Genomic DNA, 15,126 nt, shown 5'->3' on the forward strand with positions numbered 1-15,126 from the left:
GTCGGCACATTGGCCGACTCTTATTTTTCACATTATGCGTTGTTAAGAATGCGAGGCAGTTTTTCCTCACTGCGCAAGGTCAGGATTTCGCAACCCGTCTCTGTCACCAAAATCGTGTGTTCCCATTGCGCTGATTTCTTGCCATCAACGGTGTATACCGTCCAGCCGTCGTCGTCGTCCAACAGCGTACCGAATTTACCCGCATTGATCATAGGCTCAATGGTAAAGCACATACCCGCTTTGATGACGGTGCGGTCACTGTTCTTGTAGTGTACGACTTGCGGCTCTTCATGGAACTCAGCACCAATGCCGTGACCGCAGTAGTCTTTTACGATTGAGTAGCGACGAGGGCGGCTTTTAATGAACTTCTGGATTTCAGTGCCGATGTCGCCAATGCGCGCACCGGGTTTCACTTTTTTCAGTGCTTGGTAAAGACTTTCCTGTGCAGCGTGGCACAGTGCTTTGTCTTCAGCAGAAACGTCACCCACCAGGAACATCTTAGAAGTGTCACCGTGGTAACCGTCTTTAATAACAGTGATGTCGATATTGATGACATCGCCATCTTTCAACACGTCAGTTTTGTTCGGGATGCCGTGACAAACAACGTGGTTGATTGATGTACAGATTGACTTTGGAAAGCCATGGTAGTTGAGCGGTGCTGGGATCGCTTGCTGTGTCTCTGTGATGTATTTGTGGCAAATATCATCCAGCTCTTCAGTCGTCACACCCGCTTTCACATGCGGTTCGATCATCTCAAGCACTTCTGCCGCAAGGCGACCGGCCTCACGCATTTTTTCGATTTCTTCAGCCGATTTAATAGTGGCGCTCATTGCTTTCTCTCAGTTGGCTCCCTTATGTGATACATCAAGGGAGGAATTGACTGCTATTACTACATATTATCAATCGCATCGCCATGTGGGAACCTTACCCGGCGACTCACTGACTTTTTTATGCTGGATTCTAAGGCACTTTTTATGGTATAAAGCGCGCCGAAATACGCCTTAATGGTTAATCGGGTCTTCCGGTTCTGTTTAGGTGGTTTCGACAAACACTTATTTTTTAACACACACACATATCGGCACATGCTCCGGGGTGCCCTTTGCGGGTCGGATGTATGGGATATGTGGAGGCCTAACCCCAAGAGGAATTAAAATGGCTACTGTTTCAATGCGCGACATGCTGAAAGCTGGTGTTCACTTCGGTCACCAGACTCGTTACTGGAACCCTAAGATGAAGCCGTTCATCTTCGGTGCACGTAACAAGGTTCATATCATCAACCTAGAAAAAACTGTACCAATGTTCAACGACGTACTGGCTGAGCTGACCAAAGTTGGTGAGCGTAAGGGTAAAGTACTGTTCGTTGGTACTAAGCGTGCCGCTAGCGAATCTGTAAAAGCAGCAGCAGAAAGCTGTGATCAGTACTACGTGAACAACCGTTGGTTGGGCGGTATGCTGACTAACTGGAAAACTGTTCGCCAGTCAATCAAACGTCTGAAAGATCTGGAAACTCAGTCAACTGACGGTACTTTCGAGAAGCTGACTAAGAAAGAAGCTCTGATGCGCACCCGTGAAATGGAGAAACTTGAGAAGTCTCTGGGCGGTATCAAAAACATGGGCGGTCTGCCAGACGCACTGTTCGTAATCGACGCTGATCACGAGCACATTGCTATTAAAGAAGCAAACAACCTGGGTATCCCAGTGTACGCGGTAGTTGATACCAACTCTGACCCAGACGGCGTTGACTTCGTTATCCCAGGTAACGACGACGCGATTCGCGCAGTTCAACTGTACCTGAACGCTGCAGCTCAGTCATACACTGAAGGCCGTAGCCAGGACATCGTAGCTCAAGCAGAAGACGAGCTGGTTGAAGTCGCTGAATAAGACACTTGCTCCTTGTGAGCGTTCTTAGCCATCAGACTGTCACAGACAGCACTGTAAGCTAAGTAGGTTAGCAGGGGCCAACTATGGGCCCCTGATTTTTACCCAAATAGTTTCGAATCGAGGAATGAACAATGGCTGTTACCGCTGCCCTGGTAAAAGAACTGCGCGACCGCACTGGCGCAGGCATGATGGAATGTAAAAAAGCGCTGGTAGAAACTAACGGCGACATCGAGCTGGCGATTGAAAACATGCGTAAGTCAGGCGCTGCTAAAGCTGCTAAGAAAGCAGGTAACGTAGCTGCTGAAGGCGCAATCATCATCAAAGAAGCTAATGGTGTTTCTGCTCTGGTTGAAGTTAACTGTCAGACTGACTTCGTTGCTAAAGACGGCAACTTCACTGCTTTCGCAAACGCAGTTGCTGATGAAGCAGCGGCAACTAAAGCAACAGCAGAAGAGCTGCAAGCGAAGTTCGAAGACGACCGCGTAGCGCTGGTTGCTAAAATCGGTGAAAACATCTCTATCCGTCGCGTAGCTTACGTTGAAGGTTCAGCGATGGCTTCTTACCGTCACGGCGAGCGCATCGGTGTTGTTGTTGCTGGTGAAGGCGACGCAGAAACTCTGAAGCACATCGCAATGCACGTTGCTGCATCACGTCCAGAGTACGTAACTCCTGACGACGTACCAGCTGACGTAGTTGCTAAAGAGCGCGAAGTTCAAGTAGAAATCGCGATGAACGAAGGCAAGCCAAAAGAAATCGCAGAGAAAATGGTTGAAGGCCGCATGAAGAAATTCACCGGTGAAGTTTCTCTGACTGGTCAACCTTTCATCATGGAGCCTAAGAAATCTGTAGGTGACATCCTGAAAGAGAAAGGCGCTTCTGTTTCTACTTTCATCCGCCTGGAAGTGGGTGAAGGTATCGAGAAAGCAGCTGGCATGAGCTTCGCAGAAGAAGTTGCTGCCGCTCAGAAAGGTTAATTCCTCTTTGAGACCCAAAAGACCGCAGAATCCTGCGGTCTTTTCACAATCCCATCCGTAGAAGTTAGTGCCTAAAGGTAGTGAGAATGACTACAAACCCAAAACCAGCTTATCAACGAATTTTACTTAAATTGAGTGGCGAAGCGCTGCAAGGTAAAGAAGGCTTCGGTATCGATCCGGCTGTGCTTGACCGCATGGCACAAGAAATCAAAGAACTGGTTGAACTTGGAGTACAAGTTGGCTTGGTTATCGGTGGTGGTAACCTGTTCCGTGGTGCAGGCCTTGCAGAAGCGGGTATGAACCGGGTTGTGGGCGACCACATGGGTATGTTGGCGACTGTGATGAACGGTCTGGCTATGCGTGATGCACTGCACCGTGCCTATGTGAACGCGCGGGTGATGTCTGCTATCCCTCTGAACGGTGTGTGTGACAGCTACAACTGGGCGGAAGCTATCAGTCAACTGCGAAACGGCCGTGTGGTGATTTTCTCTGCAGGTACCGGCAACCCATTCTTCACCACAGATTCAGCAGCGTGTCTGCGTGGCATTGAAATCGAATCTGACGTTGTGATTAAAGCAACCAAAGTAGATGGCGTTTACACTGACGACCCAGCGAAAAACCCGGATGCAGAATTATACAGCCACTTGGTTTACCAAGACGTGCTGGAAAAAGAATTGAAAGTGATGGATTTGGCTGCCTTCACTCTGGCTCGCGATCACAAGATGCCGATTCGTGTTTTCAACATGAATAAGCCCGGCGCACTGCGTCGAGTTGTGATGGGTGAGCAAGAAGGCACACTAATTGATAACGGTTAATCAATTTTAGTGGCATAATCTCCGTCGTTAGAAAAAAGAATCTTCAAGGATATTCTCGTGATCAATGAAATTAACGCAGATGCGAAAGAGCGCATGCAGAAAAGCGTTGAAGCGCTGAAGAACACTCTATCTAAAATTCGCACTGGTCGTGCGCACCCAGCACTGCTTGATGGCCTGTCTGTAGATTACTACGGCTCTGCAACTCCACTGAAGCAATTGGCTTCAATTGTTGCTGAAGATGCGCGTACTCTGGCTATCACTGTTTTCGATAAGTCTGTTACCCAAGCTATCGAAAAGGCGATCATGACTTCAGATCTGGGTCTGAACCCAATGTCTGCAGGTACTGTTATTCGCGTTCCATTGCCGCCACTGACCGAAGAGCGTCGTCGCGACCTGGTTAAGATTGTTCGTGGTGAAGCTGAAGGTGGTCGTGTTGCAGTGCGCAACATCCGCCGTGATGCGAACAGCGATCTGAAAGGCTTGCTGAAAGAAAAAGAAATTTCTGAAGACGAAGAACGTCGTGGTCAGGACGATATCCAGAAACTGACTGATGCGGCTGTTAAAGAAATTGACACAATTCTTGAAGCCAAAGAAAAAGAGTTGATGGAAGTTTAATTCCGGCTACACTCTGATTCCATTGCCGAAGCGCTGTGCTAGCAGTACAGCGCTTTTTATTTGCGAAGGATAATGATGAGCTCCCAATCTTTCCATCAAGAAATCGATCCCAGCCTACTTCCAAAACACATTGCCGTCATCATGGACGGAAATGGCCGTTGGGCCAAAGCACGTGGCAAAGCCCGTATGTTTGGTCACAAAGCCGGCGTTGATGCTGTGCGTAAAACTGTCTCTACTGCTAATCGCCTAGGGGTTCAGGTGCTTACTCTGTTCGCATTCAGTAGTGAAAACTGGCGTCGTCCAGAGGAAGAAGTCAGCCTGTTGATGGAGCTTTTTGTCACTGTGCTGGGACGTGAAGTGAAACGTCTTCACAAAAATGGTGTAAAGCTCAAGGTAATTGGCGATACCACGCGCTTTAGCCAGTCGTTGCAAGATAAAATCGCTGCGGCGGAAGCCTTAACGGCGAACAACACCGGTTTGGTGTTAAACGTGGCTGCCAACTATGGCGGTCAGTGGGATATTATGCAGGCCGTGAAAAAGCTTGCTGCTCAGGTAGAGCGTGGCGAAATTCCTGCTGAACAACTCACTGAAGGTGATCTTCAGGTGCATTTATCGTGTTCTGGTTTGCCAGATGTAGATTTGATGATCCGCACCAGCGGCGAATGCCGCATTAGCAACTTTATGCTGTGGCAAGCGGCCTATGCAGAGTTGTATTTCACCGAACAATTCTGGCCTGATTTCGACGAGACAAGTCTCACCGAAGCCATTGCTTGGTTTATTAACCGTGAGCGCCGATTTGGGTGTACTGGTGAGCAAATCAAGGCCATGTTACAAGTAGAAAAATAGAGGGTTTCGTTTGCTGAAACAACGTGTCTTAACGGCACTGGTACTGGCACCGCTTGTTATCGCCGGTATTTTCTTTTTGCCGTTACAACTTTTCGTGATTGCCGTGGCAGGTGTCACTCTACTTGGCCACTGGGAGTGGACCAAGTTTGTGGCCGCTTCGTCCCGTTTTAGTGCATTTGTTTTTCCTGCAATCATTCTTGTCGGTTCGCTGTTCGCGTTACCTATCACTGAAAACGGACTACAATTGACGGCCGTCAGCGGCAGTGCTTTGGCTATTGCTGGCGCTGTTTGGTGGCTTGTTGCCACTATCATGGTGTTGCGTTATCCAAAGGGCACTAGCTGGTGGGCTGACAGCAATGCTGCGCAGCAAGGGTTTGGAGTATTAACACTTCTTCCCTTTCTGTGGAGCGTTCTTTTGCTTCGTGCCTACAACTATGATGCTTCCCCATACCTTGGTGCAAAGATGGTGCTTTTGGTGTGTCTTTTGGTTTGGGCGGCTGATACGGGCGCTTATTTTGCCGGTAAGACTTTCGGCAAGCGCAAGATGGCACCATCTGTAAGCCCAAACAAAACCGTTGAGGGTTTGATTGGTGGGTTAATCGCTGCTGTCGCTGTCACCTTAGCGGTAGCTCAGTATTTCTCTATTCCTTTCTCTTCTTTGACAATGTTAGGCGTTGTCGCTCTGGTCACCTCCTTCGCGTCAGTACTGGGCGATTTGGCGGAAAGCATGTTTAAGCGTGTCGCGGGTGTGAAAGACAGTGGCAGCATTCTGCCTGGACATGGCGGTATACTGGATAGAATTGATAGTCTGACAGCCGCATTCCCAGTTTTCACCGTATTGTATTTCTGGCTTGCGTAATAGACTCACCGGCGTTTCGCCGGTGAGTTTTATTCAGGCTTTATGGAACAAATATTAGAGTTTCCTATGCGTAAGATAACGATTCTTGGTGCAACCGGTTCGATTGGCACCAGCACGCTCTCTGTGATTGAAAAGAATCCTCACGCCTACGAGGTTTTCGCACTTGCTGCGAATGCTAACGTCAATGAAATGCTTCTTTTGTGTTTGAAGTGGCGTCCAAAATTTGCAGCTATGGCGAATGCTGATGCGGCAGTAAGTTTACGTCTGGCTCTGAAAAATCAAGGCTGCTCAACAGAAGTGCTCAGCGGCATTGAAGGGCTCTCTGCGATTTCTGAGCACACTGACGTTGATACGGTAATGGCTGCAGTGGTCGGCGCGGCGGGTCTCATTCCAACTATGGCGGCCGTGAAAGCCGGAAAGCGCGTTTTGTTGGCAAATAAAGAAGCACTGGTGATGTCCGGGCAGTTCTTTATCGATGCAGTTCACCAGTATGGTGCCGAGCTTCTGCCAGTCGACAGTGAACACAATGCGATTTTTCAGTGTCTTCCTGCAAGCATTCAGTCCCGCCCAGGTATATGCAATCTGGAATCAGAAGGCGTCAGTAAAATCCTTCTTACGGGCTCTGGTGGTCCTTTCCGTTATACGGACTTAGAGCTTTTAGAGCGTGTGACACCTGCTCAGGCAATTGCTCACCCTAACTGGTCGATGGGGCCCAAAATCTCAGTCGACTCAGCCACCATGATGAATAAAGGTCTTGAATATATTGAGGCTCGCTGGTTGTTCAATGCGAATCGGGATCAATTGGACGTCATTATTCACCCACAGTCAGTGATTCACTCGATGGTGCAGTACCGTGATGGTTCTGTGTTGGCACAAATGGGGTTGCCGGATATGTGCACGCCGATCGCTTATGCGATGGCTTATCCTGATCGTATCGAGGCGGGTGTGAAGCCTTTGGATTTTAGTGAAGTGGGTGAGTTCACTTTCCTGAAGCCGGACTTCAGCCGTTATCCATGTTTGAAGCTTGCTATTGACGCTTGTTACGTGGGGCAAGCCGCAACAACCACATTAAATGCGGCTAACGAAGTCGCTGTTGATGCATTCTTGCAGGGGCAAATTGGCTTCATGCAGATTGCCGAGGTGAATGATGCTGTGCTACAAGGAGCTGAGTTATCGGAACCTTCTTGTATTCAAAGCCTCTTAGAAGTAGATGACAAGGCACGTGTCATGGCTCAGAAAAGGATAACGGAGTTAACACAATGAGCGCCATTCTTTGGAACCTACTGTTTTTCCTCATTGCTCTCGGTATTTTGATAGCGGTACATGAATACGGTCACTTTTGGGTTGCGCGTAAGTGCGGCGTGAAAGTCGAACGGTTCTCTATTGGCTTTGGTAAGTCTATTTGGAAGAAAGTAGGCAAGGATGGTACCGAATATACACTCGCTATGATTCCTCTTGGTGGATACGTCAAGATGCTCGATGAGCGCGTGGATGAAGTGCCTGAGTCACAAAAAGAGCAAGCGTTTAATAATCGTCCGCTTTGGCAACGCAGCGCGATCGTTGCAGCTGGCCCGATTGCTAACTTCCTGTTTGCGATCGTGGCGTATTGGCTGGTGATGATTATCGGTGTACCAGCCGTTAAGCCAATCATTGGTGATGTCGCTCCACAATCTATTGCCGCACAAGCGGGCATAGAGCCAGGGATGGAACTAACTGAGATCTCTGGTATCAAAACGCCAGATTGGGAATCGGTTAATTTCCAGTTGATTGCCCATATTGGTGACAGTGACATGACAGTGGCAGTCAAACCAGATGAAAACGCAGCATATGCAGTTGAGAAAAATCTGGATTTGGCAACTTGGTCTTTTGACCCTGAATCACAATCAGCGTTGCGTACACTCGGAATGACACCTTACCGCCCTGAAATCACAAATGTGATTGCGAATGTGGTCGAAGGTAGCGCGGCGGAAAAAGCGGGGCTTCTCGTTAACGATGAATTGGTGTCTCTTGGGGGCAGTGCGGTAACCGGTTGGACTGAAGTGGTTGAGACCATTCGTGCAAACCCTGAGCAGGCATTGCCCTTGGTTGTTGAACGTGATGGCACAACAGTCACTCTGACTTTAACGCCGGATGCGAATGTGCAGGATGGAAAGGCAATAGGCTATGCAGGTTTTGCCCCAGAGGTGGAGCCTTGGCCTGAGTCACATCAACTGACGCTTCAATACGGCCCTTTGGCTGCTATTCCTGCGGCCTTAGATAAAACCTGGCAGGTGGTGTCACTCACCGCAGGTATGATTAAAAAACTGTTCACTGGTGACGTGGCAGTAAAGAATTTGAGTGGACCTATCTCAATTGCAAAAGGTGCAGGGATGACCGCAGACTTCGGTCTGGTATACTTTCTCGGCTTTCTCGCACTAATCAGCGTTAATTTAGGCATTATTAACCTGTTACCGTTACCGGTTCTTGATGGCGGACACCTGTTGTTTTTTGGTATTGAAGCCGTGACACGTCGCCCCGTCTCTGAACGAGTGCAGGATATGGGATATCGGGTAGGTACAGCAATCATCATGACTTTGATGGCTGTAGCGATATTTAACGATTTCGCCCGACTATAAACATTCAGCGTTTAGCAAGGAAATGTCAGAGCAAGCAATGGCGATGAAAAAACTTCTTTTAGCCTCTCTTCTATTCTCAAGTTCTGTTACGGCCGATGAGTTCGTGGTGGAAGATATTCGTTTTGAGGGGCTTCAGCGCGTCAGCCTCGGTGCTGCGTTGCTCGCAATGCCGGTACGTGTTGGCGATAACATCGATGAAGGCGATGTTTCCGGGATCATTAAATCCCTGTTCTCAACAGGTAACTTCGAAAACGTGCGCGTTTTCCGTGATGGTGATGACTTACTAGTTAAGGTTATCGAGCGTCCAACCATTGCCAGCGTCTCTTTTTCAGGCAATAAAGCCATTAAAGAAGAGCAGCTGGAAGAGAACCTTTCGGCTTCTGGGTTGCGCGTTGGTGAGTCACTGGATCGCACCAAGCTCTCCAACATCGAAAAAGGGTTGGAAGACTTCTACTACAGCGTAGGTAAGTACAATGCTGTAGTAGATACGGTTATCACTCCACTTCCACGAAACCGAGCGGACGTAAAGTTTGTCTTCACTGAAGGCGTTTCTGCAAAAATTCAGCAGATTAACTTTATCGGAAACAAAGTATTCTCTGATGAAGAGCTGAAGGGGAACTTTGAGTTGCGAGCAGACGTGCCATGGTGGAACTTCTTAGCTAATGAGCAGTACCAGAAGCAGGCGTTGGCTGGTGACTTGGAAAACCTGCGTTCTTTCTATCTCAACCGTGGTTACCTGAAATTCCGCGTTGAGTCAGCCAATGTTTCTATTTCTCCTGATAAAAAAGGCGTTTACATCACGCTGAATATCAATGAAGGCGAACCTTATACCGTTTCTGACGTGAGTTTCCGTGGTGGTAAAGAAACCGCAGACTTTGCGGCTTTGGTGCCTTTTGAGGACGGTGAGACGTACAGCGGCCAGAAAGTGACGCGCCTTGAGGATGAAATTAAGCGTAAGCTCGGTGAACAAGGCTATGCCTATCCTCAGGTTTCCACTATTCCTGAATTCGATGATGAAGCGAAGACCGTTGCTCTTAACGTGAACGTAGAGCCAGGTAAGCGTATTTACGTTCGCAACATCAAGTTCTCTGGTAACCAAATCACCAAAGACGAAGTGCTGCGCCGCGAAATGCGACAAATGGAAGGCTCTTGGCTGAATTCAAAATCGGTTGAAACCAGTAAAGATCGTCTGAACCGTCTAGGCTTCTTCGAGACGGTAGATGTACGTACCTCTCGCGTACCCGGTACCGACGATCAGGTCGATGTCGAATATGTGGTCAAAGAGACCAACTCTGGCAGCGTGAACTTTGGTATCGGTTACGGTACCGAATCAGGGATCAGTTTCCAGGCTGGTCTTCAGCAAGATAACTTTGCTGGTACCGGCAACCGCTTTGGTATCAATGCAATGATCAATGATTACCAAAAGAACCTGACGCTGGATTACCGTGACCCTTACTTCACCCTGGATGGTATCAGTCTTGGTGGTCGTATTTTCTATAACGAGTTTGAAGCATCCGATGCAAACATCGTTGATTATACCGACAAAAGCTACGGCACCAGTCTGACCTGGGGTTTCCCATTTGATGAAATCAACTACTTTGACTTCTCCGTGGGCTACACACACCGTCAGATTGAAAACCTTGGTGGTTACTACCAGATTCAAAAATTCCTCGATTCAATGGGCGACAGCGTGACTGACGATGGCGGACTTGTGGTCGATGATTTTGACTGGTCGGTGAGTTGGACACGAAATAACCTCAACCGCGGTTTCTTCCCGACAGCAGGTAATTACCAACGTGCATCATTCCGAATGACAGTTCCAGGCTCTGATGCCCAGTACTTCAAAGCGCAATACGATGTTCGTCACTACTTCCCGTTGGATGATGATCATAACTTCTCCTTCCTGATGCGTGGCCGGTTAGGTTATGGCAATGGTTATGGCAGTAATGACGAAAATGATTACCTGCTGCCGTTCTATGAAAACTTCTACGCAGGTGGTTACTCAACGCTACGTGGTTTCCGTTCGAATACGGCGGGTCCAAAAGCAGTATATGACCAGGGGGCAGGTAATAACCCAGCACTTGTGGGTAGTAATGACTCAGTCGGTGGTAATGCCATTGCATTGGCCAGTGCTGAACTTATTTTCCCTATGCCGTTTGTTTCTGCTGAAGCGAGAAACACCATCCGGACCAGTGTGTTTGTTGATGCGGCATCTGTATGGGACACCGAGTACGACCTCAATGACGCTCGCGTGATTAGTGGTCAGGAATACATTTACGATTACAGCGATCCATCGAACTACCGGGCATCGTATGGTGCGGCGATTCAATGGCGTTCCCCAATGGGGCCGCTGGTATTCTCGCTGGCAAAACCAATCAAAAAATACGAGGGTGATGACGAAGAGTTCTTCACCTTTACTATTGGCCGTACGTTCTGATTTCAACGTTAGGAGAAAAGTTTGAAACCTATTATCAAAGCTGCAGGCCTGAGCCTTGCCATTATTTCCGCTTCTTTCTATGCAACTGCTGCAGAAGCGGCTCAAAAAGTGGGGTATGTTGCGACCGGGCCTGTGCTGGCGCAGATGGCAAAGAAGAGTAATGTCAGCGAAAAACTGCGTAAAGAATTCAAAGATCGTATTGCTGAAGTGGATCGCCTGCGTGACAGATTAGAGAAAGGCGTTGAAAAGCTGCAGCGCAATGGCGAACTGATGAGCGAAAAAGAGCGTACCAAGCTGCAACGTGAACTGCAGGCTCTGGATGCAGACTTTAAACTGAAAGCGAAAAACCTTCAGGAAGACCAGCGTAAGCGTGGTGCGGAAGAAGAGCGTAAGCTGGTTGTTAAACTACAAAAAACTATTGAAACAATTGCCAAGAAAGAAGGCTATGACATGGTTATCAATAGTCAGGCTGTGATGTTCGCAAGCCCGAAAGATGACCTGTCAGAAAAAGTACTGAAAGCAGTGAAATAAGTAAGGTAGAAAATGGCTTCTATTACGCTCGCTGAATTAGCGGAAAAACTGGGTGCAGAGCTGCACGGTGATGGCAGTGTGCAAATCAGTGCCATTGCAGGTATGGATAAAGCTGGTGAAGGGCAGATTACGTTTCTGTCGAGCAGCAAATACCGCAAACACCTTGCGGAATGTCAGGCAAGTGCTGTGATGGTCAAGGAAGCCGACCTGTCATACTGCACGGGTAATGCGTTGGTATTGAAAGACCCTTATCTGGGTTACGCATTGACGGCGCAATTACTGGATACCACACCTGCCTGTGCAGTTGATATCGCACCTAGTGCGTATGTTTCCCCAACAGCGAAGCTGGGGAATGGTGTGTCTGTTGGTCACAATGCAGTGATTGAAGACGGCGTAGAGCTTGGTGATAACGTGCAAGTTGGTGCAGGTTGTTTCGTAGGCAAAAACGCGACACTTGGTGCGAATACCCGTCTTTGGGCAAACGTCACTATCTATCATAATGTGGTAATGGGTGACTCTTGCCTTGTTCAATCAGGTACTGTCATTGGCTCTGACGGATTCGGTTACGCAAATGACAAAGGCCGCTGGATGAAAATCCCGCAGGTTGGTCGTGTGGTCATTGGTGATCGTGTTGAGATTGGAGCATGCACGACGATTGACCGTGGAGCTATCGAAGATACAGTGATCGCAGATGGTGTGATTATCGACAACCAGTGCCAGATCGCTCATAATGTTTCGATCGGTGAAAATACCGCCATTGCTGGGGCAACCACGATGGCCGGTAGCCTTAAAGTCGGCAAGCACTGCATTATTGGTGGTGCCAGCGTCTTTAACGGTCACATGGAAATTGTAGATGGTGTCACGATCACTGGAATGGCGATGGTGATGCGGCCTATCACTGAACCTGGTATGTATTCTTCGGGTATTCCACTTCAGACCAATAAAGAGTGGCGCAAAACCGCTGCGCGGGTGCTGAAGATTGAAGACATGCATAAACGATTGAAAGCCGTTGAAAAACAGCTAGAAGACAGCGAGTAATAGCCGTCCGCGATGGCCTGCTCTGGTGGTTCTTGTCGATACGATAATCGAATGAACCTACAGTGTGGGCCATTTGTGTTATCAGCTACTTCAACGACAAATAATAAGTATTTCATACGGGAATAAAACTTTGAGTCGCGAAAATAAAATCCTGACAGTTAACGAAATTAAAGACCTGCTGCCACACCGTTATCCTTTTCTGCTGATTGACCGTGTTACTGATTTCGAAGAAGGCAAATACCTTCACGCGATCAAGAACGTTTCTGTCAATGAGCCTCAATTCACTGGTCACTTTCCACAGCTGCCAGTATTTCCTGGTGTATTGATTCTGGAAGCCATGGCGCAAGCTACCGGTCTGTTGGCGTTTAAGACCTTTGGTCAACCAAAAGAAAACGAACTGTACTACTTTGCCAGCATCGATAACGCAAAATTCCGCGCACCGGTAACACCGGGTGATCAGATGGTTCTGGAAGTGGAATTCATCAAAGAGCGTCGTGGCATTGCTGCGTTCACAGGCGTTGCTAAAGTTGATGGTAAGGTTGTTTGTTCAGCTGAGCTGAAGTGTGCCAGAAGAGAGTTCTAATCGTGATTCATGAAACCGCACAAATCCACCCTACAGCTGTTGTGGAAGAAGGCGTAATCCTTGGTGCTAACGTCAAGGTCGGTGCTTTTTCTTTCATCGGCGAGGGTGTTGAAATCGGTGAAGGTACCGAAGTAAAAACTCACGTTGTGATCAAAGGCCCAACCAAAATTGGTTGTGATAACAAGATCTATCAATTCGCCTCTATTGGCGAAGAGTGTCAGGATCTTAAGTATGCAGGTGAGCCAACGACCCTGATTATTGGTGATCGTAATACTATCCGTGAAAGCGTGACCATGCACCGTGGGACCATCCAGGATGAAGGCACCACAAAAGTGGGCAACGACAACCTGTTCATGATCAATGCGCATGTTGCACATGACTGTGTGATTGGCGACCGTTGTATCTTCGCGAACAATGCAACACTGGCTGGCCATGTCACTGTTGGCGATTACGCAATTGTTGGTGGCATGACTGCTATTCACCAATTCTGTACCATCGGCAGCCATTGTATGCTGGGTGGTGGTTCTATCGTAGTGCAGGACGTACCTCCGTACGTTATGGCTCAGGGTAACCACTGCGCGCCGTTTGGTATCAATGTGGAAGGCCTGAAGCGTCGTGGCTTTGAAAAGAGTGCGATTAAAGCTATCCGTGCTGTTTACAAAGAGCTGTACCGCTCAGGTAAGACACTTGAAGAAGCGAAGAAGCAGGTTGTTGAAATGTCGAAAGATGAACAGGCGCTTCAGCTTTTCGTTGAGTTTTTCGAGAATTCAAGCCGAGGCATTATTCGCTAATGGCTAAGCCACTTCGAATTGGAATTGTCGCCGGGGAAATCTCCGGCGATATTTTAGGTGCCGGTTTTATCAAGGCTATCCAAGCCAAATTTCCTGATGCTGAGTTTGTCGGGATCGGCGGCCCTCGCATGAAGGCGCTGGGTTGCGAAGCTCTTTTCGACATGGAGGAGCTGGCGGTGATGGGCATTGTGGAAGTGCTCGGACGCTTATCGAGATTACTCAAAGTAAAGCGTGAACTTGTCGAATACTTCACTGATAACCCACCAGATGTCTTTGTCGGTATTGATGCGCCAGATTTCAACTTGCGCCTTGAGAAGGACCTTAAAGATCGCGGCATTAAAACCGTGCACTACGTGAGTCCAAGTGTTTGGGCTTGGCGTCAGAAACGCATCTTTAAAATCGCCGCTGCCACCGATTTGGTGTTGGCACTCCTGCCTTTCGAAAAAGCCTTTTATGACAAGTTTGACGTTCCTTGTGCGTTTGTCGGTCACACCATGGCAGATGATATCCCGATGGTAAGCGACAAATCAGCGGCAAAAGAACTGTTGGGACTGGAGCAGGACAAGCGATATCTTGCTGTTTTACCCGGGAGTCGCGGTGGTGAAATGAAGCTGTTGGCTCCGACTTTCATCAAAACCTGCAAACTGCTCAAGGAAAAATATCCTGATCTAGGCTTTGTGGTGGCATTAGTGAATGAGAAACGCCGCGCCCAGTTTGAAGAGGCATGGCAGCAAACCGCACTAGAACTGGACTTTGTGCTGGTGGATGACACGGCTCGAAACGTGATCACCGCTTCTGATGCCGTATTGCTAGCCTCTGGCACTGTTGCGCTGGAATGTATGTTGGTGAAGCGTCCTATGGTTGTGGGTTACGAAGTTAACGCCATCACCGCCTGGATTGCCAAACGCATGCTCAAGACGGAATTTGTTTCCCTGCCGAATATTCTCGCTGGCCGCGAGTTGGTTCCAGAACGACTTCAGGAAGCCTGCACACCAGAAACCTTGTCTGCTGACGTTTCCCGATTTCTCGACAGTGACAATGAAGCTCTGATGGCGGAGTTTACCCGCCTTCATGAAATGATCCGCTGCGATGCTGATAAAACGTCAGCTGATGCGGTACTGAAACTGATAGGACGTTAGTC

At 48.4% G+C, this 15,126-nt stretch carries 15 protein-coding genes; 14 read left to right on the plus strand and 1 reads right to left on the minus strand.

Features of this window, described 5'->3' with window-relative positions; translation table 11 throughout:
- Positions 1-32: 32 nt before the first annotated feature.
- Positions 33-830 (minus strand): type I methionyl aminopeptidase, encoded by a 798-nt coding sequence (gene map / locus GCE9029_RS23835; protein ID WP_062667591.1) that lies wholly within the window; start codon positions 828-830, stop codon positions 33-35.
- A 322-nt stretch (positions 831-1,152) separates the two neighbouring features.
- Between map and rpsB the strand changes: the two genes are divergently transcribed.
- The 14 genes from rpsB to lpxB all read left to right on the plus strand — a co-directional run bounded on the left by rpsB (position 1,153) and on the right by lpxB (position 15,124).
- Positions 1,153-1,881, plus strand: a complete 729-nt coding sequence (gene rpsB / locus GCE9029_RS23840; protein WP_002536376.1) for a 30S ribosomal protein S2 — start codon at positions 1,153-1,155, stop codon at positions 1,879-1,881.
- Positions 1,882-2,012: 131 nt separating this feature from the next.
- On the plus strand, positions 2,013-2,855 hold the full coding sequence (gene tsf / locus GCE9029_RS23845) for a translation elongation factor Ts (RefSeq protein WP_062667593.1): 843 nt from the start codon (positions 2,013-2,015) through the stop codon (positions 2,853-2,855).
- An 86-nt stretch (positions 2,856-2,941) separates the two neighbouring features.
- A complete protein-coding gene (gene pyrH, locus GCE9029_RS23850) occupies positions 2,942-3,670 on the plus strand; it encodes a UMP kinase (protein WP_062667595.1) in 729 nt (242 codons plus the stop codon).
- A 57-nt stretch (positions 3,671-3,727) separates the two neighbouring features.
- Positions 3,728-4,285 carry a ribosome recycling factor gene (gene frr, locus GCE9029_RS23855; RefSeq protein ID WP_002536380.1) on the plus strand — a complete coding sequence of 186 codons (558 nt, stop codon included), beginning with the start codon at positions 3,728-3,730 and terminating at the stop codon, positions 4,283-4,285.
- A 75-nt stretch (positions 4,286-4,360) separates the two neighbouring features.
- Entirely contained in the window at positions 4,361-5,131 is a 771-nt protein-coding gene (gene uppS / locus GCE9029_RS23860) for an undecaprenyl pyrophosphate synthase (RefSeq protein ID WP_062667597.1), read from the plus strand.
- 10 nt (positions 5,132-5,141) lie between these two features.
- A complete protein-coding gene (locus GCE9029_RS23865) occupies positions 5,142-5,990 on the plus strand; it encodes a phosphatidate cytidylyltransferase (RefSeq protein WP_062667599.1) in 849 nt (282 codons plus the stop codon).
- Positions 5,991-6,056: 66 nt separating this feature from the next.
- Complete coding sequence (gene ispC, locus GCE9029_RS23870; RefSeq protein ID WP_062667601.1) at positions 6,057-7,253, plus strand: 1-deoxy-D-xylulose-5-phosphate reductoisomerase; 1,197 nt, start codon at positions 6,057-6,059, stop codon at positions 7,251-7,253.
- Complete coding sequence (rseP, locus tag GCE9029_RS23875) at positions 7,250-8,605, plus strand: sigma E protease regulator RseP (protein WP_062667604.1); 1,356 nt, start codon at positions 7,250-7,252, stop codon at positions 8,603-8,605. Before ispC ends, rseP begins: the two co-directional genes overlap by 4 nt.
- Before the next feature lie 37 nt (positions 8,606-8,642).
- Positions 8,643-11,042 carry an outer membrane protein assembly factor BamA gene (gene bamA, locus GCE9029_RS23880; protein WP_062667661.1) on the plus strand — a complete coding sequence of 800 codons (2,400 nt, stop codon included), beginning with the start codon at positions 8,643-8,645 and terminating at the stop codon, positions 11,040-11,042.
- Between the two features lie 21 nt (positions 11,043-11,063).
- On the plus strand, positions 11,064-11,573 hold the full coding sequence (locus tag GCE9029_RS23885) for an OmpH/Skp family outer membrane protein (protein WP_062667606.1): 510 nt from the start codon (positions 11,064-11,066) through the stop codon (positions 11,571-11,573).
- A gap of 12 nt (positions 11,574-11,585) precedes the next feature.
- Complete coding sequence (gene lpxD / locus GCE9029_RS23890; RefSeq protein WP_062667608.1) at positions 11,586-12,611, plus strand: UDP-3-O-(3-hydroxymyristoyl)glucosamine N-acyltransferase; 1,026 nt, start codon at positions 11,586-11,588, stop codon at positions 12,609-12,611.
- A 130-nt stretch (positions 12,612-12,741) separates the two neighbouring features.
- On the plus strand, positions 12,742-13,194 hold the full coding sequence (gene fabZ / locus GCE9029_RS23895; protein WP_062667611.1) for a 3-hydroxyacyl-ACP dehydratase FabZ: 453 nt from the start codon (positions 12,742-12,744) through the stop codon (positions 13,192-13,194).
- A 2-nt stretch (positions 13,195-13,196) separates the two neighbouring features.
- Positions 13,197-13,985, plus strand: coding sequence for an acyl-ACP--UDP-N-acetylglucosamine O-acyltransferase (gene lpxA, locus GCE9029_RS23900; protein WP_062667613.1), 789 nt, complete (start codon positions 13,197-13,199; stop codon positions 13,983-13,985).
- A complete protein-coding gene (gene lpxB / locus GCE9029_RS23905; RefSeq protein ID WP_062667615.1) occupies positions 13,985-15,124 on the plus strand; it encodes a lipid-A-disaccharide synthase in 1,140 nt (379 codons plus the stop codon). Before lpxA ends, lpxB begins: the two co-directional genes overlap by 1 nt.
- Positions 15,125-15,126: the final 2 nt, after the last annotated feature.

Source organism: Grimontia celer (genome assembly GCF_900055185.1).
GTDB classification, from domain to species: Bacteria; Pseudomonadota; Gammaproteobacteria; order Enterobacterales; family Vibrionaceae; genus Enterovibrio; species Enterovibrio celer.

Bases quoted from the DNA above. Each gene is read 5' to 3' on its own strand.
- lpxD (WP_062667608.1), top strand. From the start codon at position 11,586: ATGGCTTCTATTACGCTCGCTGAATTAGCGGAAAAACTGGGTGCAGAG.
- pyrH (WP_062667595.1), top strand. From the start codon at position 2,942: ATGACTACAAACCCAAAACCAGCTTATCAACGAATTTTACTTAAATTG.
- uppS (WP_062667597.1), top strand. From the start codon at position 4,361: ATGAGCTCCCAATCTTTCCATCAAGAAATCGATCCCAGCCTACTTCCA.
- tsf (WP_062667593.1), top strand. From the start codon at position 2,013: ATGGCTGTTACCGCTGCCCTGGTAAAAGAACTGCGCGACCGCACTGGC.
- lpxB (WP_062667615.1), top strand. From the start codon at position 13,985: ATGGCTAAGCCACTTCGAATTGGAATTGTCGCCGGGGAAATCTCCGGC.
- ispC (WP_062667601.1), top strand. From the start codon at position 6,057: ATGCGTAAGATAACGATTCTTGGTGCAACCGGTTCGATTGGCACCAGC.
- rseP (WP_062667604.1), top strand. From the start codon at position 7,250: ATGAGCGCCATTCTTTGGAACCTACTGTTTTTCCTCATTGCTCTCGGT.
- map (WP_062667591.1), bottom strand. From the start codon at position 830: ATGAGCGCCACTATTAAATCGGCTGAAGAAATCGAAAAAATGCGTGAG.
- rpsB (WP_002536376.1), top strand. From the start codon at position 1,153: ATGGCTACTGTTTCAATGCGCGACATGCTGAAAGCTGGTGTTCACTTC.
- bamA (WP_062667661.1), top strand. From the start codon at position 8,643: ATGGCGATGAAAAAACTTCTTTTAGCCTCTCTTCTATTCTCAAGTTCT.